At 64.9% G+C, this 21150-nt stretch carries 24 protein-coding genes; all 24 read left to right on the forward strand.

The window, feature by feature from the left end; genetic code table 11:
• Positions 1-5: 5 nt before the first annotated feature.
• Positions 6-860: a flagellar biosynthetic protein FliR gene (locus tag FB547_RS17335; RefSeq protein ID WP_261380317.1), complete on the forward strand. Its 855-nt coding sequence runs from the start codon at positions 6-8 to the stop codon at positions 858-860.
• Positions 860-1954, forward strand: a complete 1095-nt coding sequence (locus FB547_RS17340) for a flagellar biosynthesis protein FlhB (protein WP_145744295.1) — start codon at positions 860-862, stop codon at positions 1952-1954. Before FB547_RS17335 ends, FB547_RS17340 begins: the two co-directional genes overlap by 1 nt.
• On the forward strand, positions 1951-4050 hold the full coding sequence (gene flhA, locus FB547_RS17345; protein ID WP_145744297.1) for a flagellar biosynthesis protein FlhA: 2100 nt from the start codon (positions 1951-1953) through the stop codon (positions 4048-4050). Before FB547_RS17340 ends, flhA begins: the two co-directional genes overlap by 4 nt.
• Positions 4051-4069: 19 nt before the next feature.
• On the forward strand, positions 4070-4858 hold the full coding sequence (locus tag FB547_RS17350; RefSeq protein WP_145744299.1) for a flagellar hook-basal body protein: 789 nt from the start codon (positions 4070-4072) through the stop codon (positions 4856-4858).
• Positions 4859-4903: 45 nt separating this feature from the next.
• The gene (gene flgG / locus FB547_RS17355; protein ID WP_145744301.1) at positions 4904-5692 is read left to right on the forward strand and encodes a flagellar basal-body rod protein FlgG; all 789 of its coding nucleotides are present in this window, start codon (positions 4904-4906) and stop codon (positions 5690-5692) included.
• Positions 5676-6746 (forward strand): flagellar basal body P-ring formation chaperone FlgA, encoded by a 1071-nt coding sequence (gene flgA, locus FB547_RS17360; RefSeq protein ID WP_145744303.1) that lies wholly within the window; start codon positions 5676-5678, stop codon positions 6744-6746. The genes flgG and flgA overlap by 17 nt, the downstream gene beginning before the upstream one ends.
• Positions 6743-7345, forward strand: coding sequence for a flagellar basal body L-ring protein FlgH (locus tag FB547_RS17365; RefSeq protein ID WP_145744305.1), 603 nt, complete (start codon positions 6743-6745; stop codon positions 7343-7345). Before flgA ends, FB547_RS17365 begins: the two co-directional genes overlap by 4 nt.
• A complete protein-coding gene (locus tag FB547_RS17370) occupies positions 7345-8484 on the forward strand; it encodes a flagellar basal body P-ring protein FlgI (protein ID WP_261380318.1) in 1140 nt (379 codons plus the stop codon). The genes FB547_RS17365 and FB547_RS17370 overlap by 1 nt, the downstream gene beginning before the upstream one ends.
• A gap of 58 nt (positions 8485-8542) precedes the next feature.
• Positions 8543-8926 (forward strand): flagellar basal body rod protein FlgB, encoded by a 384-nt coding sequence (locus tag FB547_RS17375; RefSeq protein WP_145744307.1) that lies wholly within the window; start codon positions 8543-8545, stop codon positions 8924-8926.
• A 2-nt stretch (positions 8927-8928) separates the two neighbouring features.
• Complete coding sequence (gene flgC / locus FB547_RS17380) at positions 8929-9405, forward strand: flagellar basal body rod protein FlgC (RefSeq protein WP_145744308.1); 477 nt, start codon at positions 8929-8931, stop codon at positions 9403-9405.
• On the forward strand, positions 9402-9758 hold the full coding sequence (gene fliE, locus FB547_RS17385) for a flagellar hook-basal body complex protein FliE (RefSeq protein ID WP_145744310.1): 357 nt from the start codon (positions 9402-9404) through the stop codon (positions 9756-9758). Before flgC ends, fliE begins: the two co-directional genes overlap by 4 nt.
• Positions 9755-11248, forward strand: coding sequence for a flagellar basal-body MS-ring/collar protein FliF (fliF, locus tag FB547_RS17390; protein ID WP_145744312.1), 1494 nt, complete (start codon positions 9755-9757; stop codon positions 11246-11248). The genes fliE and fliF overlap by 4 nt, the downstream gene beginning before the upstream one ends.
• Positions 11245-11907, forward strand: a complete 663-nt coding sequence (locus FB547_RS33345; protein WP_186454187.1) for a hypothetical protein — start codon at positions 11245-11247, stop codon at positions 11905-11907. Before fliF ends, FB547_RS33345 begins: the two co-directional genes overlap by 4 nt.
• On the forward strand, positions 11904-12812 hold the full coding sequence (locus FB547_RS17395; RefSeq protein WP_186454188.1) for a FliH/SctL family protein: 909 nt from the start codon (positions 11904-11906) through the stop codon (positions 12810-12812). Before FB547_RS33345 ends, FB547_RS17395 begins: the two co-directional genes overlap by 4 nt.
• 1 nt (position 12813) lies before the next feature.
• On the forward strand, positions 12814-14229 hold the full coding sequence (locus tag FB547_RS17400) for a FliI/YscN family ATPase (RefSeq protein WP_145744316.1): 1416 nt from the start codon (positions 12814-12816) through the stop codon (positions 14227-14229).
• Between the two features lie 29 nt (positions 14230-14258).
• Positions 14259-14741, forward strand: a complete 483-nt coding sequence (locus tag FB547_RS17405) for a hypothetical protein (RefSeq protein WP_145744317.1) — start codon at positions 14259-14261, stop codon at positions 14739-14741.
• Positions 14738-15604 (forward strand): hypothetical protein, encoded by an 867-nt coding sequence (locus FB547_RS17410; protein WP_145744319.1) that lies wholly within the window; start codon positions 14738-14740, stop codon positions 15602-15604. The genes FB547_RS17405 and FB547_RS17410 overlap by 4 nt, the downstream gene beginning before the upstream one ends.
• Positions 15604-16005, forward strand: a complete 402-nt coding sequence (locus tag FB547_RS17415) for a flagellar hook assembly protein FlgD (protein ID WP_145744321.1) — start codon at positions 15604-15606, stop codon at positions 16003-16005. The genes FB547_RS17410 and FB547_RS17415 overlap by 1 nt, the downstream gene beginning before the upstream one ends.
• Before the next feature lie 57 nt (positions 16006-16062).
• Positions 16063-17268: a flagellar hook protein FlgE gene (locus FB547_RS17420; protein WP_145744323.1), complete on the forward strand. Its 1206-nt coding sequence runs from the start codon at positions 16063-16065 to the stop codon at positions 17266-17268.
• Between the two features lie 5 nt (positions 17269-17273).
• Positions 17274-18236 (forward strand): FliM/FliN family flagellar motor C-terminal domain-containing protein, encoded by a 963-nt coding sequence (locus FB547_RS17425; protein ID WP_186454189.1) that lies wholly within the window; start codon positions 17274-17276, stop codon positions 18234-18236.
• A complete protein-coding gene (locus tag FB547_RS17430) occupies positions 18233-18682 on the forward strand; it encodes a FliM/FliN family flagellar motor switch protein (protein ID WP_145744326.1) in 450 nt (149 codons plus the stop codon). Before FB547_RS17425 ends, FB547_RS17430 begins: the two co-directional genes overlap by 4 nt.
• Positions 18683-18739: 57 nt before the next feature.
• The gene (locus FB547_RS17435; protein ID WP_186454190.1) at positions 18740-19219 is read left to right on the forward strand and encodes a flagellar biosynthetic protein FliO; all 480 of its coding nucleotides are present in this window, start codon (positions 18740-18742) and stop codon (positions 19217-19219) included.
• A 62-nt stretch (positions 19220-19281) separates the two neighbouring features.
• Complete coding sequence (fliP, locus tag FB547_RS17440; protein ID WP_261380319.1) at positions 19282-20214, forward strand: flagellar type III secretion system pore protein FliP; 933 nt, start codon at positions 19282-19284, stop codon at positions 20212-20214.
• Positions 20215-20227: 13 nt separating this feature from the next.
• Positions 20228-21118 carry a sigma-70 family RNA polymerase sigma factor gene (locus tag FB547_RS17445; RefSeq protein WP_145744330.1) on the forward strand — a complete coding sequence of 297 codons (891 nt, stop codon included), beginning with the start codon at positions 20228-20230 and terminating at the stop codon, positions 21116-21118.
• The last annotated feature ends 32 nt before the right edge of the window (positions 21119-21150 follow it).

Consider the following 21150-nt stretch of genomic DNA (forward strand, 5'->3'; position numbering starts at 1 on the left):
TTCAATTGAATGCCTTTCCTTCTTCTGTGCCTACCTTGCTGGGAGCCAGCGTGCCGGAAATCGGAACGGCTTGGCTGGCCTTCGTCGGCCTCCTGGCCTTGCGGATCGCGGCAACCTTTGCATTGACACCGGTGTTTTATGCGGTGCCATTGCCAGTTTCGGTCCGCATGCTGCTCGTTGTGTGTCTGTCGGTCGCCTTGGCATCCGGGCTGTCCGCTCCCGCGAGCATCTGGACGGGCTGGGATTCCTTCATATTTGCCGCCGTCGCGGAATTTGCACTCGGCGCTACGCTGGGCCTGGGCATTCTGCTCGCGTTCGGAGCTTTTTCGGTGGCGGGACAGTTGCTCGACGTCCAATTGGGCTTTGGCATCGCACAAATCATCGATCCCGTCACGGCGCGTCCTGCTCCGATCCTGACCTCGGCCTTTCAGTATCTCGCGGTTCTTGTTTTTTTCCTGCTCAATGGGCACCACGCGTTGCTGCGCGGCATTCGCTATAGCGTAGATCGCTTCCCCGTAGGCGCGCCGTGGTCCCTGATGCAAGCGATGGAACCGCTGCTGAAACAAGCGACAGGCTTATTGAGCCTGGGTTTTGCTTTGGCCGCGCCGGTTGTGTTCTGCATCTTGCTCGTGGAATTCGTCCTCGGGGTGGTGGGACGGAATCTTCCTCAGATGAACATGTTCACCATGGGCATTCCCGTCAAGATCGTGGTGGGCCTGGTGGCGCTGTCACTTTGGTTTTCGGGTATCGGCGGCGTCATGACGAGGGTGTACGCAAGCATTGCCACAACCTGGGATGCCATCTTCATCGCGGCGACCCCGCTGCCTGCTAACCAGCTTCGGCGTGAGCAGGTTCGCTGATGGCTGAGCAGGATCTCGACAGAAACGCCGCTGCAACGCCCTACAAGCTGCAGCGCGCACGCGAACGCGGGCAAACAGCCAAGAGCGCAGATGTCGTTGCGGCGCTCGTGTTTGCCGTCGCGGTGGTCTATCTGACGTGGCGGGGGCTCGAAGCGGTGTCCAGCCAATTTCGCTTCGATCTCGCGCTGCTGATTCACGCGGGCCGCATGGAGCCATCGGGAGTGAGCCTCTGGCCCATGGTTGAAAGAGCGCTGCGCTCTGCGCTGGCGTTGTCGGCGCCGTTCTTTGCAACGATCATGCTGGCGGCAATCGTCGGCAACATGATACAGACGGGTCCGATCCTTTCCTTCGAGCCGGTCAAGGTCGACTTCGATCGCATCAATCCCGTCAACGGTCTCAAGAAACTGTTCTCGATGCGGGTTCTGTTCGATACGGGGCGTGCCCTCGTGAAGCTTGCCCTGTTGACGCTGGTTGCCTTCCTGAGCCTGAAGGCCCTGGCGAGTCAGTTCTACGCGCTGGCATCTTTGTCTGCCATCGGATATCTCGGAACCCTTCTGGATGACCTCGCGAGCGTAGGCCTCAAGCTGGCGCTGGTGCTCGGTTTGATCGCCTTGCTCGACCTCATGTACACGCGGCGCGAATTCGCCAAGAAGATGCGCATGAGCCAGCGTGAGCTCAAGGACGAGGCCAAGCACCGCGAGGGCGATCCGCGCATCAGAGCGAGATTGCGGGAGCTGCGCCGCGAAATGCTCAAGCGAAGCCTGGCACTGCGCCAGACCCGCAATGCGGACGTGATCATCACCAATCCAACCCACCTTGCAATTGCCTTGAAGTACGAGCACGGCCGAATGGCGTCCCCGCAACTGTTGGCCAAAGGCGCAGGCCACATGGCGGCCGCGATGCGCGAGATCGCCGCACGCCACCGCATTCCCGTCGTGCAGAACCCCGCGCTGGCACGGCGCCTTTATCGAGAACTGCCGGTCGATCATCCGGTGCCTCCGCATCTTTATGCGCAGGTCGCTCGCATCATCGTCTGGGTGTTCGCCATGCGCGAGCAACGTCAAGGCCGCATGGCTGCCGGAGCGGGCTCATGAACGCATTGGCACGCGTCGTCGGCAAGCACAGCGATATCGCGTTGGTGCTGCTCGTGCTCGGCGTGCTGGTGGTGCTTTTTGCGCCAATCCCCAGCGGGCTGCTCGATTTCCTGATCCTGAGCAACTTCAGCTTCGCGTTCCTCGTGCTGCTGTTGACCTTCTATATGGCCCGGCCGGTGGAGTTTTCTACCTTTCCGTCGCTGCTCCTGATCGCAACGCTGTTCCGTTTGTCGCTCAACGTGGCAGCCACCCGGCTGATTCTCTCGGACGGCGATGCCGGGCGCGTCATCGGGGCCATCGGCGCCTTCGTCGTTGGGGGCAACTACGTGATCGGGTTGATCGTCTTCCTGATTCTCATCGTCGTGCAGTACGTAGTGGTGACCAGCGGTGCGCAGCGGGTGTCCGAGGTGGCGGCGCGTTTCACGCTCGACAGCATGCCCGGCCAGCAGATGAGCATCGATGCCGATCTCAACATGGGTTTCATCGATCAGGCGGAAGCCCAGCGCCGACGCAAGAATCTCGAGAAAGAAGCCGGCTTCTATGGCGCCATGGACGGCGCCAGCAAGTTCGTCAAGGGCGACGCGATCGCGGGCATCATCATCCTGCTGATCAACATCGTCGGTGGCTTGGTGATTGGCGTGATGCAGCATGGCCTTCCATGGGGTCAGGCGCTGCAAACGTACACGCTGCTGACGATCGGCGACGGCATCGTCACCCAGGTGCCTGCACTTGTCATCGCCGTTGGTACCGGCATCATCGTGACGCGCTCGTCTTCCGACGCCAACCTGAGCCGCGAGGCGCTGCGGCAGATCAGTTCCTTTCCTAAAACGCTCCTCCTGGTCGCAATGGCTCTCGGCGGCCTTCTGCTGCTGCCGGGCATTCCCGCATTGCCGACCTTGGCACTGACGCTGTGCTTCTTGCTGGCTGCAACGATGCTGTACCGGGCCACCAGGAGCAAGACCGCGGAAGGTGCAGCCGGCCAGCAAGCGGTCAGCAACACCGCAGGCGACACGCCAACGACCGGGGGCGACGGCGCTGCGCTGACAGCCAACGACGATCCTTACGCGCTGCTGCAGGTCGAGCCCATCGAAGTGCACCTAGGGAGCAACTGGGTCACGGTAATCAACCACCCGGGCAGTGTTTTCATGGAGCGGATCGCCACCTTCCGCAAGCAGCATGCGCAGGAGTTCGGCCTTGTGCTGCCGCGCGTCCGCTTCAAGGACTCGCCGCGCTTGTCGGCGGACCGCTACGAGATTCATCTGGACGGCGTGCTGGTCGGCAAGGGCGAGGCGCGGGCCGACAGGTTGCTCGCGATTCATCCCGCTGGCGACACCAAGTCCGTTCCGGGCGAGCCAACGCGGGACCCGACCTATGGCTTGCCGGCCCTCTGGATCGAGGAGAGCCAGCGTGAAGCGGCCAGCCAGGCAAAGTACACGCTGGTTGACGCTCCCACTGTCTTCATGACGCACCTGACCGAGATGCTCCGGCGGGAGTCCGCGACGCTGCTCACGCGCGCCGAGGTCGACCGGTTGCTCGCCCGTGTCCGGCAGAGCCAGCCCGGGCTGGTCGAAGAACTGATACCGACCGTTCTTTCATCCAGCGACGTGCAGAAGGTGTTGCAGAACCTACTGAGAGAGAAGGTGTCGATCCGCCATGTCGAAGCGATCCTCGAAACTCTGGCCGATGCGGGGCGAACGACCCGCGACGCCAGCCAGCTGACCGAGATTGTTCGCCAGCGGCTGGGACACGCCATCTGCCAGGGACTTCTTGGCGAAGCGGCCTCGTTGCAGGTCCTGACGCTCGATCCGGCGATCGAAAGCCAGTTCCTGCAAAGCGTTCACGCGACCACCGAAGCCGGAGGAGCGCAGCCGTTCGTGCTCGATCCGCGTCTGACCGAGCAGTTGATGAAGCGCCTCGTGCAGCAGGCCGAACGCATGATGAAAAGCAATCTGCTGCCGGTGCTGCTCTGCGCGCCCGAATTGCGGCGTCATGTGCGCGCGTTGTCCGAGCGCGTCATGCCTCACCTGCGCGTGCTGTCCATGTCCGAAGTGCCGCACACCATCGAGCTGAAGTCCTTTAGCGTCGTCCAGCTCTGAGATACCAGGAAACCCCTTCATGACCGACGTACTTGCCATCAGCCTGCAGAGCATGCAGCAGGACATGGCGCGCCTCGAGCGCATCAGCATGAACATGGCGAACGCCACCACGCCAGGCTACAAGCGGGAGGTCGCCTCGTCGCTGCCGATGCATGCCGATGCTTTCTCCGACGCGATGCGCAACGTTGATGCGTCGCGGCTTGGTGCACAGCCCGGTGTGCCGGGTAGCGCCGCGGCTACCGGGATGCTGCTCATTCAGACCGATGTCAGGCCCGGCACCCTCAGGTCGACTGGCCAGACCCTGGATGTCGCGTTGACCACGCCGGGCTTCTTCGAGATTTCCACCGAGGCGGGCCCGGCCTATACGCGCCAGGGCAGCTGGCAGTTGGACGCACGCGGTCGCCTGGTCACCGCGCAGGGGCATCCGGTCATGGGGCAGGGCGGCGAGATTGTGCTCACGCGTTCCAACCCCGTGATCGATGCCGTGGGGCGGGTCTTCGAGTCCAAGCCCGGCGGTGGTGCCGAAGCAATGCCCGTTGCCCAACTGAAGGTGGTGCAGTTCGACAACGCCATGGGTTTCAGACGCATGGGCGACGGTCTCCTGAGTACCGAACAGACTCCCGCGCAACTTGCGGATGGCGATGTGCAACTGCGCCAAGGTTTCCTCGAGAACTCCAACGTGAGCTCGATGCAGGAGATGGTGCAACTCATCCAATCGATGCGTCATTTTGAATCGATGCAGCGGGTCGCGTTCGGCTACGACGAAATGATCGGTGGCGCGGTGCGCAAGCTTGGCGACCTGTCGTAGTCCGGATTGCCTCCTCACGCCTATTTTTCAACAGGGAAACAAACCATGTTCGATGCCCTTTACATCAGCGCGACCGGCATGCAAGCGCAACAGCTCAATGTCGACACCATTGCCAACAACCTCGCCAACGTCAACACCACCGGGTTCAAGAAAAGCAAGATCAGCTTTACCGACCTCATGGTTCGCGAGGCCGATCGCCTTGTGCCTTCGCAGGAAGAAGCGGGCATCGTTGGGGGAGGAAACCGTCTGGGTGCCGGCGTCGGCGTCACTTCCACCTCCAAGCTGTTCGACATGGGCGATTTCAAGAAAACCGAGTCGGCCTTCGATATTGCCATCCAGGGCGAGGGCTTCCTCGAAGTGACGATGCCCGACGGTTCGAGCGCCTACACGCGAGGTGGAACCTTCAAGATCAATCGCGATGGCCTGCTGGCGACCTCGGGCGGCTTTCCGCTCAAGCCCAACCTTGCCATCCCCGACAACGCCCAGAACATGCAGATCGACAGCGACGGGCGCGTGCGCATCCAGGTTGCGGGACAAGCGACGCCAGTCGAACTGGGCCAGCTGGAACTGGTCCGGTTCACGAGCCCTTCCGGCCTGATGTCACAGGGCGACAACCTCTATCGATCCAGCCCTGGTTCAGGCGAGGCAATTTCCGGCAAGGCTGCCGAGGACGGCATGGGCAGCATGGCCCAGGGCTTTCTGGAAGGCTCGAACGTCAAGCTGACCGAAGAGATGGTGAGCCTCATGGTGGCCCAGCGCGTGTATGAAGCCAACGTGAAGGTCATGCAGGCGTCGGACGAAATGCTGGGCATGATCAATGGCCTACGCAAATAATCGCGCGCCAGACGTGCGGACCGTGTGCGCAGCCGTCCTGATGGCGGCTGCGTTGGCGCTGCCGGCTCTTGCGGCGGGGCAGTCTCCGGTTGAACCGCTGGTCTCGATCGAACTGCGCTCTCATGTCAAGCTCGACCAGACCAATGTTCGCCTGGGCGACATTGCGTTCCTGACCACGCGCGATCTGCCGACGCTGCGCCGATTGATGGCGCTTCCGCTCGGCCAGGCGCCCCGGCCCGGATCGCCGGCCTTGCTGGATCGCGACACCGTCGTGCGATGGGTCGAGGCGCGCAGCGGCCTGCAGACCGTGGACAGCGCCATGCGCGTGCAGTCGCCTGCCATCCGATGGTCCGGCGCCAGCGAAACCGAGATCGAAAGTGCCGCACAGCAGCTGCCTGGCGAAACGGTTGTGGGGGCGGCCCGTTCGGCGCTTCTGGGCTGGCTTTCCCAGCGCAGCGTGCGCGCCGAGGTCGAGCCCGTGTCCACCGCACGCGATCTGTTTTTGCCGCCGGGGGTGCCAACACTGCGAGTGCGCCCCCTGCCGAGCCAGGCGCAGCCCACGCGGCGCATGTTGGTATGGGTCGACGCCTGGGTCGATGGCCGTTTCGTGCGCACGACGGCTGTCACCTTCGAAGTCGGCGCATGGGCACCGGTTACCGTGGCAACCACCGATGTCGGTCGTGGCGCAACCGTCGATCCCGTCATGCTTCGCGGTGCCATGCAAACGCGAGAAGTCGACCTCACCACGGTCAGGCAAGGAACAGCCATGGCCGCCAAGGCCGGCGGTGAATCGGCGGACGGCCGCCAGCGCCTGCGGCGTCCGTTGCGGCCGGGAGAGGTGCTCACCAGTTCGCACCTCGAGGCCACGCCCGCGGTCATGCGCGGCAACTGGGCGCAGCTGCAGGCGCGCAGCGGCGTTGTATCGGTGGAGAGCCGTGTCGAGGTGCTCCAGGACGGCCGCGAAGGCCAGGTCGTGCGCGTCAAGGTGCCGGGTTCGAGCGGTGAAGTGCTGGCCCGGGTAACAGGGCCGGGACAGGTCGAGGCGCAGCCATGATCGCTTCCCTGCTGAAGAAGAAGTGCACCGGCCTGAGCCTGGTGCTCGTCCTGTTGCTTTCTGCCTCCCTGCCTGCGGCTGCCGAAAGCCTTTACCAGGAAGGCAGTTTCCGCCCGCTCACCGCTGACAACAAGGCATTCCGCGTCGGGGATTCGCTCACCGTCCAGGTCTTCGAAAACTCGTCGGCATCGACGAGTGCCGACACCGGCACGCGGCGCAACAACGACATCAGCGGCTCGGTCACCCACACCGGCAACAAGGTGGTGGGGCAGCTCGGCATCGGCGTGGCCGGAGGGTTCGACGGCGGAGGCCGCACCCAGCGCGCCAACAAGTTGCTCGCCACGCTGACCGTGACGGTTCAGGAGGTGCTCGCCAGCGGCGAATTGCGCGTGGCCGGCGAGCAGCTGCTCACCGTCAACGAGGAGCTGCAGAAGGTCAACCTGGAAGGGCGGGTGCGTCCCCAAGACATCTCCGACGGCAACGTTGTTCTCTCGACCCGCCTGGCTGACGCCCGCATCACCTACGTGGGTGAAGGCGACGTGACCGATCGCTCGCGCCGCGGCGGATGGCGAAAAGTTCTTGATTGGCTGGGGTTCTGATGCGCCGCATGATTTCAACCTTTTCGCTGCGCTGCGCCCTGTCCGTCGCCCTGCTGTGCGTCGGCTGCCTCTCGGTTGCACATGCGGCCGACGCCATACGCGTCAAGGACCTCGGCAAGCTCAAGGGCTGGCGCGATAACGCGTTGTTCGGCACGGGCATCGTCACCGGCCTTGCCGGCACCGGGGATTCGCCGGCGAACCGCACCACGCGGCAGTCGCTCGCCAACGTGCTGTCGCAATTCAACCTGACGATCGCGCCGGAAGCTGTGCAAAGCCGCAACGTCGCCGTCGTGATGGTCAGTGCGAGCCTGCCGACCTTTGCGCGCGAAGGCGACACGCTCGACGTCACCGTAAGCTCGGCCGGTGATGCGCGCAGCCTGGTGGGCGGGACGCTGCTGATCACGCCGCTGAAGGGGGCGAACGGCAGGGTCTATGCGCTCGCCCAGGGCGGCCTGTCGGTCGGAGGCTATCGCTACGACGCCAACGGCAACGTGGTCCAGAAGAACCATCCCACGTCCGGGTCGGTGCCGAACGGCGCGACGGTCGAAGTGGGCGTCAACGCGGCCATGCTGGATGAGCAGCAGAGCGTGACGTTCGTGCTCTCCGAGCCCGACTACACCACGGCCAGCCGGGTTGCCGCGGCCATCAACGGACAACTGGGCGGCGGCCTGGCGAAGGCAAAGGATGCCTCCGGCATCGAGATTGCCGTGCCCCCGGCGCAGCGCGGCGACCTGGTGAGTCTCTTCACGCGCATCGAGAACGTGATGGTCGAACCCGACCGCCGTGCCAAGGTGGTCATCAACGAGCGCACCGGCACGGTGGTCTCGGGCGGCGATGTGCGCATATCGAAGGTCGCCATCTCGCACGGAGACATCAAGATCGCGATCTCCAGCCAGAACACCGCCTCGCAGCCGTTCAACGTCTGGAACGGTGGCCCGGACGTGCGCACCGCGATCGTGACCAATACGCGCGTCGACGTCGAGGAGCAAGGCGGCACCGGCTTCGTGACCGGGTCGAACACCGTGTCTGATCTCGTGCAGTCGCTCGCGCGGCTCAAGACAAGCACCCGTGATGTGATTTCAATCCTGCGGGCCGTCAAGGCCGCGGGCGCGCTGCACGGGGAACTGGTCATCCAGTGACCTTGCCGCAGCACGCGATTTCAACACCCTCCAACCCAAGAAAGCCTCCGGAGAAGACATGACTGACGGAATAGAAACCGTGACCCGATCGGTGCTGGCATTGGCACTCGACGCAGCCAGCCTGCGGCAGCAGGCCATCTCGGCCAACATCGCGAACGCCAATGCGACCGGCTACGTGCCGCAGCGCGTGAGCTTTGAAGATCAGCTCGCCGACGCTCGCCGCAGCATGGCGCAGATGGGACGCGTCGATGCATTTGCTTTGAGCGATGTTCGCCCCCGCATGGAGGCTGTCGTGGACAGCCAAGGTGTTCCCGCGCAGGTACAGCTGGACGTGGAAGCCGCGGACATGGCACGCAACGCAGTGCAGTACCAGGCGCTTGTCAAAGGCCTCTCGCGTCATTTCGCAATTCTTTCAATGGCAGCCGGCGACGGCAGGAAATAGCCATGGACTACATGCAGTCTTTTGCCATCAGTGCGGCCGGCATGAACGTCGAACGCATGCGCGTCGACGTCGCGGCGCTCAATCTGGCCAATGCCAACACGGTGCAAGGCGTGGGCGGCAGCAGCTACCAGCCGCTCCGCGTGCTGGCGGAAGCGCAGTCGTCGGCGGGCACCTTGTCGGGTGCGGATACCGGAGGCTTCGGCGCACTGGTGAACCAGGGATTGGAGGGCGGCGATATCGCGTCGCAGGCCGCGCCCACGGTGCGCATCGTTCCCGCCAATGTCGGCCCCCGGCTGGTTTACGAGCCGGGACATCCTCTGGCCAACGAACGCGGCTTCGTGGCCTACGCGGCCGTCGACACCGCGACCGAGATGGTCAGCATGATGAGCGCCACCCGCGCCTACGAGGCGAATGTGTCGGCCATGAACACGGCTCGCACGCTGGCGCTCAGGGCGCTGGATATCGGGGGTGGCGCATGACGGCCTTCCTTGCGGTCGAGGCGCTGTCCGCGCTCTCCCAGCAGGCGCAGTCGATGGTGACCGCGGCCAACGCGCAGTCGCTCCAGGCCCCCGCATCACCCATGGCTTCGGATGTTTCGGCCGCACCGGTCGCGGGCTCGTTCGGCCAGTTGGTGGCTGATGGCCTTTCGCAGGTCAACAGCCAGTTGATCGGCAGCCAGGTCGATCTGCAGAAGCTCGCGATGGGCGACGCGCAAAACCTGCACCAGGTCATGATCAACCTAGAGGAGAGCCGCGTCTCCTTCCAGCTGATGCTGCAGGTGCGCAGCCGTCTGCTTGAGGCCTACCAAGACATCATGAAGATGCCGATATGAATTTCTGGCAAGGACTCACGCAGCGCGCGCGCATCGGTCTCATCGGCGGTGCAGTCGCCATCCTGTTGATGACCGCCGGGCTGGCCTGGTGGATATTCCACACGGAGTACCAGGCGCTGTTCACCGACCTGAAGCCGCAGGACGCGCAGGCGATGACGACGGAACTGGAGCGCCTCAAGATTCCCTACCGTCTCGGTGACAGCGGCACCTCGATCCTGGTCGACAAGGCAACGGTGCACGCCACCCGCATCAAGCTGATGGGCAAGGAACTGCCCCTGCAGGGCGCGGTCGGGCTCGAGCTGTTCAACAACACCGACTTCGGCATGACGGAGTTCGCCCAGAAGATCAACTACCAGCGCGCGCTGCAAGGCGAGCTCACCCGCACGATCCAGTCATTGTCCGAAGTGCGTGAAGTCCGCGTGCTGTTGGCGCTGCCCGAACAGGGGCTGTTCAAGCAGGCGACCTCGAAGGCGAAGGCATCGATCACCCTGATGATGCGGCAGGGCCAGGCCCTCCGCCCGGAGCAGGTGGTGGGCGTTCAGCGCCTGGTGGCCGCTGCCGTGCCGGGCATGGCAACGCAGGATGTCACGATCGTCGATGGCCACGGCGTGGCGCTGACCCGCGCTGAGGGCGCCAACGGCGAGGCCGAGGTCAACGGTGCAAGGCTCGAACTCAAGCGCGACACCGAGGCGTATCTGTCGCGCAAGGTGGCGGCTGTGCTCGACCGCAGCTTCGGCGTCGGGCAGGCCTTGGCCAGCGTCGACGTGACGCTGAACATGGACCAGATCCGCACCACGACGGAGGATGTGCTGCCCGCCGCAACGCGCTCGGGCCTGCAGGCCACGGGTGTGGTGGTGCGCGAACGCGAAGTTCTTCGCGACAGCGGCGCCTCGCTCGACACCAAGGTGAGCGAGGCCGGCGGCTCGCGCAATGGAAGTGCGCAGCGCGACGTCGAATACGCCGTGGGCCGCCGGGTCGAGCAGGTGGTGAGCCAACCTGGTTCGATCCGGCGCATTCAGGTGGTGGCCGTGGTGCGCAGGGCGCTGGACGCGGCGCAAGAGGAGCAATTGCGAAAGGTCATCGCCGCCGCGGTGGGAGCTTCGACCGATCGCGGCGATGCGGTGGTCATCCAGTCGCTGGTAGGGGGCGTCATCCAGGCGCCCGACGCACCGGCGGCCATTGCGGCCAATACCGAGGGCACGGCGGAGGAGGGCGTTGCTGCCAGCCCTGTCGGCGTAGCGCTGTCCGACAAAGGCAAGCCCGCCTACTTGCAGCTTCTGATCGGTGGGCTCCTGGTGGCTGTCCTTGCCGTGCTGCTCGCGAGGGTGGGTCGTCGCGGCACAGCCCTGAATGGCAATGAGCCCCGCCGGGCGCCGCTGTCAGAGGCGGAGCGCGCGGCCGCCTTGCGAAGGGTCCGCGACTGGATGCGCGAACCCGGCGCGGGTGCCTCTGCTACCGGTGCCGCGGGCACGAAGGGATACAACGGATGACCTCTGCGCCTCGTTCTGCGCTGGCCCCGAACGCCGGCACCAGCCGGCCCGAATCGCACGGCGCCCGCCATGCGGCGCTGTTGCTGCATGCGATGTCCTCGGAAGACCGGTCATGGATGCTCGAGGCGCTGCCCGCGTCGGAGCGTGCGGATTTGGTGCCGCTTCTGGAGGAGCTGGAAGCCCTCGGCATCGAAAGAGATCCTGCGCTGATCGGCGATGCGACTGCTGGCGTGCCCTATGCCGCACTGCCGGAACAGGATTTCGCGGCCTTGGCCCCGCAGCCGTTTCCCGTGTCCGACGAAGCCATGCTTCATGCGCTCGATGACGAGCAGGTGCGCGAGCTCGTGGCATGCCTGCGGACCGAGCCGGCGGGCTTCATTGTCGAGTGGCTGCGCCTGGCCGATTGGCCATGGCGCGAAGATCTGCTCGCTGCGCTGGAGCCCGCTCAGCGGCGGCGGATCGAAGCCGGCTTGACTGCCACGGTGCCCGGATTCCAGACGCCACCCGGAATGCGCGCCGCCCTGATCGCAGCGGTGGCGGCCCGGCTGCTGGAGCGGCCAGTCGCCCAGGCAACTGCGGTGGCACCTTGGGCCAAGCTGAAGCGCTCTTTCAACCAGGTGTTCCGTGGCGCATCGTTGCGCCGGGGGTGGAGCCGATGAATCCCGGACTGCCGCACCCGGGCGATGCCGCGGCGCCGGAGACCGGATCGCACGCGCAGGTGGTTGTGCTGCGTGATGTCGTCATGCTGGGGCAGGTGGCGTTGACTCGTCGGCGCGGCGGCAACGGCCAGGCACTGACGCAGCCTTCCTCCCTGGGCCTGGTGTCGGTGCAATCCGGTCGGACCCCGAAGACCGGCGTTTCGGCGGCAGGTACGGAAAAATCTGTTCCGACCGGCTCGCCGGGAAGTGCGCCTGATGCTTGGGCCGACCTTGTCCGGGCGGAAGAAGAAGCCCGTCAGCGAGGATACGAAGAGGGCTTTGCCAAAGGTGCCACGGAAGGGCGCGAACGAGGCGGTGAAGAGTCCAGGCTGCTCGCCGCGGAGGCTGCCGAGAAGGCTTCGCGCGACCTGCAAGATCACGCCGAGCGCATCACGCGGGAGTTGCGGCAGCAGGCCCAGGCCGCTTACCAAGCGCAAGTGCAGGTATTGGATGGCCTGATAGCGGCATTGCCCCCGAAGATCGAAGCGCGGCTTGCGGCGAGTGAAGACGACATGCTCGCGTTGTGTTTCGAGGTCGTCTGCCGCACGCTGGGCGGAAGCGTCGCTCAACCCGAGGCGGTGCGAGCGCAACTGATGCAGGCGATGGACCGGCTGCGCAGCCGGAAGCTGGTGGCGATTCACATGCACCCCGACGACTTGGCCATGCTCCAGCAGGGCCAGAACTTGTCGCAAGGACTCCCGGGTGGGGCCGACGTGCAATGGGTCGCCAGCGCCGACGTGGCTCTGGGCGGCTGCATTCTGCAATCGCCCGAAGGCGGGCTCGACGCCCGTTTCGAATCCCAACTGGCCGCGCTGCGCGAGCTGTTGCTGCAAACCCGGGCCGCGGCCCGCGTCGCGGAGGCATGAGTTGAGCGCGCTCGACGTCTACCGCGAGGCTGTGAAAGGCGCCGAACTGCACCGCCGCATCGGCTGGGTGAAGGAAATGCAGGGCCTCGCGATCGACGCGCTCGGCCCCGATGCCGCCGTGGGCGAACTCTGCCGCATCATGGTCAGGGCACATGGCCGCTCCGATGGCGCGGCGATGAACGGCGACATGAAAACCCAGCCCGGCGTGCTTGCCGAGGTGGTAGGCCTCAAGCCTGGCCGCGTCACCCTGATGCCCTACGGATCGGTCGATGGCATCGCCGTCGGCTGCGAGGTGCGGGCGCTCGGTGCGGAGTCGCAGATCGGCGTGGGCAGCAGCCTGCTCGGCCGGGTGGTCGACGGGTTTGGCGATCCGCTGGATGGCCAACCCAGGCCGCTGACACAGATGCGCAGGCCCCTGAAGGCCGCGCCCATCAATCCGATGCAGCGCCCGCCTATCGAGCGTGTTCTGGAAACCGGCATCCGCGCGATCGACGGCCTGCTCACGCTCGGGCAGGGCCAGCGCATCGGCATTTTCGCGGGCAGCGGCGTCGGGAAGAGCACCTTGCTGGGCCTGCTGGCACGGCATGTCAAGACGCATGCCGATACCGGCACGCAAGCCAACATCAATGTGATCGCGCTCATCGGCGAGCGAGGCCGCGAGGTGCGCGAGTTCATCGAGAAGCAGCTCGGGCCCGAGGGGTTGGCGCGCTCCGTCGTGGTGGTTGCCACCTCCGACCAGCCCGCGCTGGCCCGGTTGCGTGCGGCCTATGCCGCGCTTGCCATCGCGGAGTTCTTTCGCGACGGCGGCCACAACGTCCTGCTCACCATGGACTCGATCACCCGTTTTGCGATGGCCCGGCGCGAGGTCGGTCTCTCCGCGGGGGAGCCGCCGACGGCGCGGGGCTATACGCCGTCGGTCTTTGCGGAACTGCCGGAGCTGTGCGAGCGCTGCGGCACGGCGCCGGGCGGCGGCTCGATCACCGCGCTGCTCACGGTGCTGGTGGAAGGCGACGACCTCAACGAGCCCGTGTCTGACGCATTGCGCGCCATCCTCGACGGCCACGTCGTGCTGTCGCGGCATCTCGCGCACCGGGGGCACTACCCGGCCATCGACGTGCTTAAGAGCGTGAGCCGGCTGATGCCCGAACTGGCCGACAAGGAGGAGCGCGCGCTCGCGGTAGCGGCGGTGCAGCAGTTGGCCGTGCTGGGGCGCAATCGGCAGATGATCGACATCGGTGCCTATGAAAAAGGTTCCAGCCCTGAACTGGACCGGGCGATCGAGCTCGAGCCCGGGCTGCAATCCTGGCTTCGGCAGAGCACCGGCGGTGTCTCTCGCGCCGAGGCGATCCGGGGACTGCGCGACGTTCTCGCACCGGCATCCGCAGTCGCGGTCGCATCCACCGGACGCAAGCCATGAACTCCGCGTCCCTCAAGGCCCCTGCGCCCGTGCGAGACGTCGATGTACGGGGCTTCGTCTATGCGCTCGAGCCGGTGCACCAGCGGCAGCAGTGGCGCATGGACAAGCTCATGGCGTCGCTGGCGCGCGCGCAACAAGCGCTCGTCGAAACGGAAGCCCGCATGAGCGAAGTGCTGGGCATGCACGACGAGCAAGCCCGCAAGGCCGGCCAGGCGCTGGTGCAGCGCATGGATCCCGGCGCTCACAGGGTCGCCTTGGGTTTTCTCAGCCATCTGCGCAACCAATGGCGCGAACTGGACGTGCAGCGGAAAGAACAGCTGGCCGAAAGAGATCGGCTGCGCAAGGAATGCATGGCACTGCAACTGCGTCTCGATGGAATGACCCAGCACAAGGAGGATGCCTTGAGCCAATACGCCGATGAAGTCCGCCAGCGCAACAGCAACGAGCAGGATCGCGACTGGCTCGCGCGTTCGGCTGCCGCGCGCGGCCGTACTGCGGAGCCATCGCAATGAGCACCAGCCATGCAGCGGCGGCCGCGCTCAATACCTCGGCCTTGCCTGCACGGCAGGGCTCGCTTGCAGGCCAGGGCGATACAGCGCAGCAGCAGGCCGCCTGGCAGAAGGAGATGGAGCGGGCACAGATGGCGACCTGGTTCAAGCCGCCTGTTGTGGCTGCCAACGGCAACGCTGCGGCGCCGTCAGTGAAGCCGCCCGAAGCCCCGACTCGCAACGGGATGATCGCCGCGGCACAAAGTCCGGGTGCGATCATGGGCGGCAATTCGCCGGCTGTTGGATCACAACCGGCCTTGGCCCTGGAGCCCGTCGCTGCAAGCCCGCGGATGGGCGAGGCCGATGTGTTCGAAGGCGCTGCGCAAACACGGTGCGCAGCCGTTCGGTTTTTCACGGAGGCGCGCCCTGCAGGTATCACCGAGGCGCTGCCGGAAGCCAGGGCATCGGTGGATGTGCAGATGCGCCGCCTCGGAAACCTGTTTCGGCTGAACGACGAATTCGCGGCCGGCAGCGACCCGAACGCAGAGGTCGAGGCGACTGCCGAATCGCGGGAGCAACAGCCGCCGCCGCCTGATGCCGAGGCGCCGCTGCGCCTGCATGAAGAGTCCATGCCTGAAGGCCAGGCCGTGTGGATCGCCATGCGTGCGGACGATGCGGCGCTGGCAGCGATGCTGCCCCGCATCGTGGGCGATCTTCAACGCGGGATGCTGCAGGACCGCGGTCAGCGCCTCTATCAGGTCGTGTGCAACGGACGCCTGGTCTGGCGTGCCGAGCCCGAGGCATCCCTGGCCGGCAACACATCCATATCGGACGGCTGTAGCCCGTCCGTCGTGGTCGATTCATTTCATTCAAACAAGGGGGCGTGATGGCAATTGATGCAATAGGCAGTACAGGCACTACCAACCTGCAGGCGAACAGCCTGGGCATGGAGGACTTCCTCAAGATTCTCTTGACCCAGCTGACCTACCAGGACCCCCTGAAGCCCATGGACAACCAACAGTTCATGGCGCAGATGGCCCAGTTCACCAGCCTGGAACAGACCCAGCAGCTCAATACCAAGATCGCGACGCTGATCAGCAACCAGGCGGCGCTGCAGTCGGTCGGATTGATTGGAAAGACCGTCGATGTGACCACATCGACGGGGTCTGTCACCGGCACCGTGAGCGCGCTTTCGCTATCCGGTGATTCGCCGTTGCTGTCGGTCAAGTTGGCCAGCGGCGCCGTTCTGACCGATGTCTCACTCAGCCAACTGGTTGCAGTGCGGTGAGCATATGCGCAACTTCACGGTGCGGAGCCGATGTTTTGAATCTACGAAAGATCTCTCATGCTTGAATCAATCTACGTTGGAATGACCGGCTTGCTGGGCTATTCGCGCGGCTTGCGTGTGATCGCCAACAATACGGCCAACATGAACACGCCGGGCTTCAAGAGTTCGAGCTTGCAGTTCGCCGACATGTTCTATTCAGGCGGCAACCTGAGCGGCGGCTATGCGAGCCAGAACTACAGCCGGGCCGGTTTTGGGCTTGATACCGCCGGAACGACACTGTCATTCAAGCAAGGTGAACTGCGCCAGACGGGCAATGACCTCGACATGGCGGTCGACGGTCAGGGCCTGTTCGTCCTGCAGGACGCAGACGGCAAGATCAGCTATACCCGTGCCGGGCAGTTCAAGTTCGACGCCGACGGAGTGCTGGTGAGCCGGCTCAATGGCGAGAAGGTCATGGGGCTGGACGAAGGCGGCAACTTCGTGGCAATCACGCTCGCAGGACAGATGATGGACCTGGGCAGGGCGAGTTCTCGTTTCAAGCTGGCCGGCAACCTGCCGAACACGACGACCCAGCAACAACCGAAGATTCCCGTGGACACCAAGTACACCCTTCAGGTGATCGATGCGGCGGGCGCCACTCATACGTTGACCCCCAGGTTCACGAAAGGCGACACCACCTCCGGGAACATTCCGGTGAAGGTCGAACTTCTGGACGGCACCACAGTCGTCAGCACGGGGCAGTTGCTTTTTCTCAATGGAAGGCCAACAGCCGAGACGGCCATGGTTTCCATGACCTACACGCCCGCGGGCCAGGCGCCGATGGCCTTGACGTTGGACTTGACGGAAGTCGCCTACTGGGCCGGCGAATACCAGGTCGAGATGCGGTCGCAGGATGGGGTGGGAGCCGGCGCATTGAGCGGCATGGTGTTCGACGACACCGGCACGCTGAAGAAGACGTATGCAAACGGACGAACGCTCGACGGAACGCGTCTGGCGCTGGCGCGCTTCGATTCGCCCGATGCAGTGGCCGCACGGGGCAACAACCAGTTCGAGGTCTTGAACAAGGAGGCTTGGCACATCGGCGTTGCCGGCCAAGGCGCGTTCGGTTCGCTGGCCTCGGGCAAGATTGAAATCTCGAACGTCGATCTTTCGCAAGAGTTCAGCGACTTGGTGATCATGCAGCGCGGCTATCAGGCCAGCTCGCAGGTGATCTCCACTGCCAACGACATGCTGCAGGAGCTGTTCTCGATGAAGAGCAAATGAACGCCGTGTCTTCTCGCAGTGCGGCGGCCTCCGCGCTGCTCGATCCCGCTGAATCGATGCTCAAGGCCCGTCCCTTGCGCAGCTGGAAAGCCGCGCAGAAAGAGGCCCTGCGCACGCTTTTCGTCGCCTTGCATCGCGACTGGAGCGCCGAATGGAGTCCCGTGCGCGAAGCGGCGTCGGTGCAGGCCGATGTCGAGGTCACCGAGCCTGACGGCACCCTGGTGCTGGCGGCGGACGGCCGTGCCTGCTGGTCCTTCGCCGAAGCACCGCGGCATGCCGGTGCGATCCGCGCGCGAGGTCCGGATGCACTGTCGCGCAGCAGCGCCCGCGATGCCTCGCAGGCGGCCCTTCAGGCGTTAGCAGACCACATGTTTGCATTCGACCTGGCCGCCTCTGGCACGGCGCCTGTCGCACCGGTGATTGCGCCTGCCGTGGTGCGCGCTGCGTGGGCCGACTGGCTGCAGCGCCTCGGTGTGCTGCTGGCGGGCTTCGCGCTCGAACCCCAGCAGTCAAGGGTCGCGCACGGAACGAACGCTCCTTCAGACCGCTGGTCCGGCGTTCTCTGCGTGCGCTGGACTTGGTGCGGCGGCGTCTGGAGCCTTGGCTTGCCGCATGCCGTGGTGGCGGCACTGCTGAGCAATCAGCCCCCGACGAAATCCGCTCCAACCGCCTTGGCGCCGATGCTGCCGAAGGCGCGTCTGGACCAGGCCCTGGCCGAGGAACGCGTGGCCTTGCGCGTCATGCTTGACGGCGTGGAGCTGAACCTGGGCCAGCTCCAGGAGTTGCGTCTCGACGACGTGGTTCCGCTGGAGCATTTGCTCGATTCGCCGGCGCTGGTCATCGGCACGGATGGCACGCCCGTGTGCCACGGCTGGCTGGGGCAAAGCGACGGCCGCATCGCGGTCGAACTGGCCGTGCCGGTTGCCCTCAACCCCAACACTCACCCATCGAAGGAAAAAACTCCATGACGAAAGCCCTGGAAGGAATCGTTGCCGACAACCGTACCGGCGCAGCCAACACCGCGGCCGAGGGACGCGGTGAACTCCGAACACGCCCCCAGCAGGCCAGCGGCCTCCCCACGGCGCAGATCATTGCCTTGCCCGACCTTCATGCCGACTCCGAAGGAGCCGCGAACCATGCGGCTGAAGCGCCGATCCTGAAAGACTGGAATCCGTTGCACCAGATCAAGGCCAAGCTGCAGGTGTGCGTCGGCGAAGCCACCATTTCGGTCGGAGAACTGCTGAGCGCCAAGGAGCACCAGGTGCTGCGACTCGACCGCACGTTCGATCAACCGGTCGACCTCACCATCGAAGGCAAGGTCGTGGCGCGCGGTCAGCTGGTGGCGGTCGACGGACACTTTGCGGTTCGCATCACCGAGCTACCCGTTGCCTTGGGCCTGGCATCGGGATCCTGACGAATGCATGCAGTGTTGCGGTGGATGCGGACAGGAGCCGTCGTTCGAAGAGGTGTGATGGGCGTTGCCATGGTGGCGGGCCTGCTGCTGGCGTCGCCGGGTGCCGCGCAAGAGGCGCCGGCCGGCGGCGCCGAATCGCGGCCGGCCAGCAGCCTGCCCGACAGCATTCCGGTCAAACGCGAACAGCCAAATGAAATGACCGGGCCCGCGAGCGATCGCTGGTGGATGGCCATCGCCATGGCGGGCGGCCTGCTGGCGCTCGTGGTCGTCATCGCCCGCCGGCGGGCGGGCGTGGCCAAGCCCCCGGGCGCGTGGCGGACGCGATTTGGCGGCTTGCTGGACACGATCCCCTCGCACGAGATCCAGAGGGTTTCGAGCATGCCGCTGTCGCAGCGCCACAGCTTGCACGTCGTGGTGTGGAACGGTCGGCGGTTGTTGCTGGGGTGCACGGAACAGTCCATCCAGCTGCTGGCCGAGACCTCGTCTGCCACCGAGGGGGCGGAGCCGGCTCCGGGCGCGCCAGGGGAGCCGCGATGATGCGTGGCGTGAACGCGTTCGAGGCATGCATGAAGCGGCCCGGGCACATGGCCCTCGCGCTCATGCTGCTGGCCATCGCGTTGTTCGTCGTGCCGATGAACGACGCGATGGCGCAGTCGCAGGAGGACGCTGCATCGGAGGAGATGCCCCGCAGCCCAACGCTGGAAGCACCACCTGCGTTGCCAGCCGCGACGCCTTCCGCAACGCCGGGCGCCGTTGTGCCGGAGGTGGTCGCTCCGCCGGCTGCGACAACACCCCTGGTCGCTGTCCTGCAGGCGCCGGTGGCGACCGCCGCCAGCCCGGTTCGCCCCAAAGCCGCATCGACCGTCGCAGCCGCGACACCGGCCCGACAGGGCACCCCCGCGACCGAAACCGCGCAGGCTCTGCGCGTTGTGCTCGGCCTCACGGTGCTGGCCATTCTTCCGGCGCTGCTGGTCTGCCTCACCAGTTTCCTGCGGATCATCGTGGTGCTCTCCATGCTTCGCCACGCCATCGGCATGAACGAGACGCCGCCCAATACCGTGTTGATCGGGTTGGCGCTTTTCCTGACGCTGTTCACCATGTCGCCGGTGCTGCAAAAGGTCAACCACGACGCGTTCGAACCTTTCATGGCCGGCAAGCTGTCGATGGAGGAGGGCTACGGCAAGGGCATTGCTCCATTGCGCGACTTCATGGTTCGTCAGACGCGCGAGGCCGATCTCGCACTGATGGTGGAGCTGTCGAAGGCGCCTACGCCCAAGTCGATGGACGACATCGGCAACGTGCAGCTCATCCCTTCGTTCATGCTGTCGGAGCTGCGCGCGGCGTTCCAGATCGGCTTCGTGATCTTTCTGCCGTTCCTGCTGATCGACCTGATCGTGTCGAGCATTCTCATGGCACTCGGCATGATGATGATGCCGCCGACCACCATCGCGTTGCCTCTCAAGATACTGATGTTCATCCTGGTCGACGGCTGGAGCCTGGTGCTCAAGGCGCTGGTCGGCAGCTTCCACTGAAGCACCCATAGTCATGCAGCGCTTGAGTTCCACCCTGCCGCCGACCCCCCAACCGTTCTTCGATCCGAAGATCGAGAAGTCCGAGAAGGGCGAGGCCGATGGAGCGGCACCGGACGCCTCGGAATTCACGAGCCTGCTTTGGCACCGTTGGCGCAAGGAAGGGGACGAGAGCGCACGCGCACAGCTGATCGATCATCATCTGCCTTATGCAAAGATGATGGCAGCCACGGCCTATCGAAGGCGTACCCACAACGACGTCGAGTTTGCGGACTACCTTCAACTGGCGCGTCTCGGACTGATCGAGGCAGTGGATCGCTTCGATCCCGCGCAAGGGGCTCAGTTCAAGACCTTCGCGGCCAAGCGCGTGCAGGGTTCGATCCTCAACGGCTTGCCGCGGCTCACTGAAAAGAACCAGCAGATCAGCACCATGATGCGCCTGCGCCAGGAGCGGCTCGAGGCTGTCAAGGAGGCCGCCTCCGCGGATGTCGCCAATGACAGCGAGAGCGCTGCCAGCGATCCTGTGCCATCACGCGATGCTGACAAGTTGTTCCGGTACCTGGCGGACGTCGGCATCGGGATCGCGCTGGGGGTCTTGCTCGAAGACACCGGCATGGTAGATGCCGAGGCCTTCGGCAGCGATGGCCAATCCCCTTCTCCTGAAGTCAGCTATTTCCGTAAATCCGAAATTCATCAACTGCGCACGGTGCTGCGCGGGCTGGTGGACCAGTTGAACGACCGGCAGAGAGCCGTGATCCGCTACCACTATCTGCAGGACACTCCGTTCAACGAGATCGCGAGTTCCATGAATCTCACGCGAGGGCGCGTGTCCCAATTGCATCGGGAAGCGCTTTTGCGGTTGCGCGAACTGCTCCGCAAGGATGCGCGCTGCGACGTGTCGTGGTGACATGTTTTTTCGTCAGGCAAATCAATCCATAT

Origin of the sequence: Variovorax beijingensis (genome assembly GCF_007828835.1) — a bacterium.
GTDB lineage: Bacteria > Pseudomonadota > Gammaproteobacteria > Burkholderiales > Burkholderiaceae_C > Variovorax > Variovorax beijingensis_A.

Bases quoted from the DNA above. Each gene is read 5' to 3' on its own strand.
- FB547_RS17445 (WP_145744330.1), top strand. From the start codon at position 20,228: ATGCAGCGCTTGAGTTCCACCCTGCCGCCGACCCCCCAACCGTTCTTC.
- flgA (WP_145744303.1), top strand. From the start codon at position 5,676: ATGGCCTACGCAAATAATCGCGCGCCAGACGTGCGGACCGTGTGCGCA.
- fliE (WP_145744310.1), top strand. From the start codon at position 9,402: ATGACGGCCTTCCTTGCGGTCGAGGCGCTGTCCGCGCTCTCCCAGCAG.
- FB547_RS33345 (WP_186454187.1), top strand. From the start codon at position 11,245: ATGACCTCTGCGCCTCGTTCTGCGCTGGCCCCGAACGCCGGCACCAGC.
- FB547_RS17395 (WP_186454188.1), top strand. From the start codon at position 11,904: ATGAATCCCGGACTGCCGCACCCGGGCGATGCCGCGGCGCCGGAGACC.
- FB547_RS17415 (WP_145744321.1), top strand. From the start codon at position 15,604: ATGGCAATTGATGCAATAGGCAGTACAGGCACTACCAACCTGCAGGCG.
- FB547_RS17410 (WP_145744319.1), top strand. From the start codon at position 14,738: ATGAGCACCAGCCATGCAGCGGCGGCCGCGCTCAATACCTCGGCCTTG.
- flhA (WP_145744297.1), top strand. From the start codon at position 1,951: ATGAACGCATTGGCACGCGTCGTCGGCAAGCACAGCGATATCGCGTTG.
- flgC (WP_145744308.1), top strand. From the start codon at position 8,929: ATGGACTACATGCAGTCTTTTGCCATCAGTGCGGCCGGCATGAACGTC.
- FB547_RS17340 (WP_145744295.1), top strand. From the start codon at position 860: ATGGCTGAGCAGGATCTCGACAGAAACGCCGCTGCAACGCCCTACAAG.
- FB547_RS17435 (WP_186454190.1), top strand. From the start codon at position 18,740: ATGGGCGTTGCCATGGTGGCGGGCCTGCTGCTGGCGTCGCCGGGTGCC.
- FB547_RS17375 (WP_145744307.1), top strand. From the start codon at position 8,543: ATGACTGACGGAATAGAAACCGTGACCCGATCGGTGCTGGCATTGGCA.
- fliF (WP_145744312.1), top strand. From the start codon at position 9,755: ATGAATTTCTGGCAAGGACTCACGCAGCGCGCGCGCATCGGTCTCATC.
- FB547_RS17350 (WP_145744299.1), top strand. From the start codon at position 4,070: ATGACCGACGTACTTGCCATCAGCCTGCAGAGCATGCAGCAGGACATG.
- FB547_RS17430 (WP_145744326.1), top strand. From the start codon at position 18,233: ATGACGAAAGCCCTGGAAGGAATCGTTGCCGACAACCGTACCGGCGCA.
- FB547_RS17365 (WP_145744305.1), top strand. From the start codon at position 6,743: ATGATCGCTTCCCTGCTGAAGAAGAAGTGCACCGGCCTGAGCCTGGTG.
- flgG (WP_145744301.1), top strand. From the start codon at position 4,904: ATGTTCGATGCCCTTTACATCAGCGCGACCGGCATGCAAGCGCAACAG.
- FB547_RS17370 (WP_261380318.1), top strand. From the start codon at position 7,345: ATGCGCCGCATGATTTCAACCTTTTCGCTGCGCTGCGCCCTGTCCGTC.
- FB547_RS17420 (WP_145744323.1), top strand. From the start codon at position 16,063: ATGCTTGAATCAATCTACGTTGGAATGACCGGCTTGCTGGGCTATTCG.
- fliP (WP_261380319.1), top strand. From the start codon at position 19,282: ATGCTGCTGGCCATCGCGTTGTTCGTCGTGCCGATGAACGACGCGATG.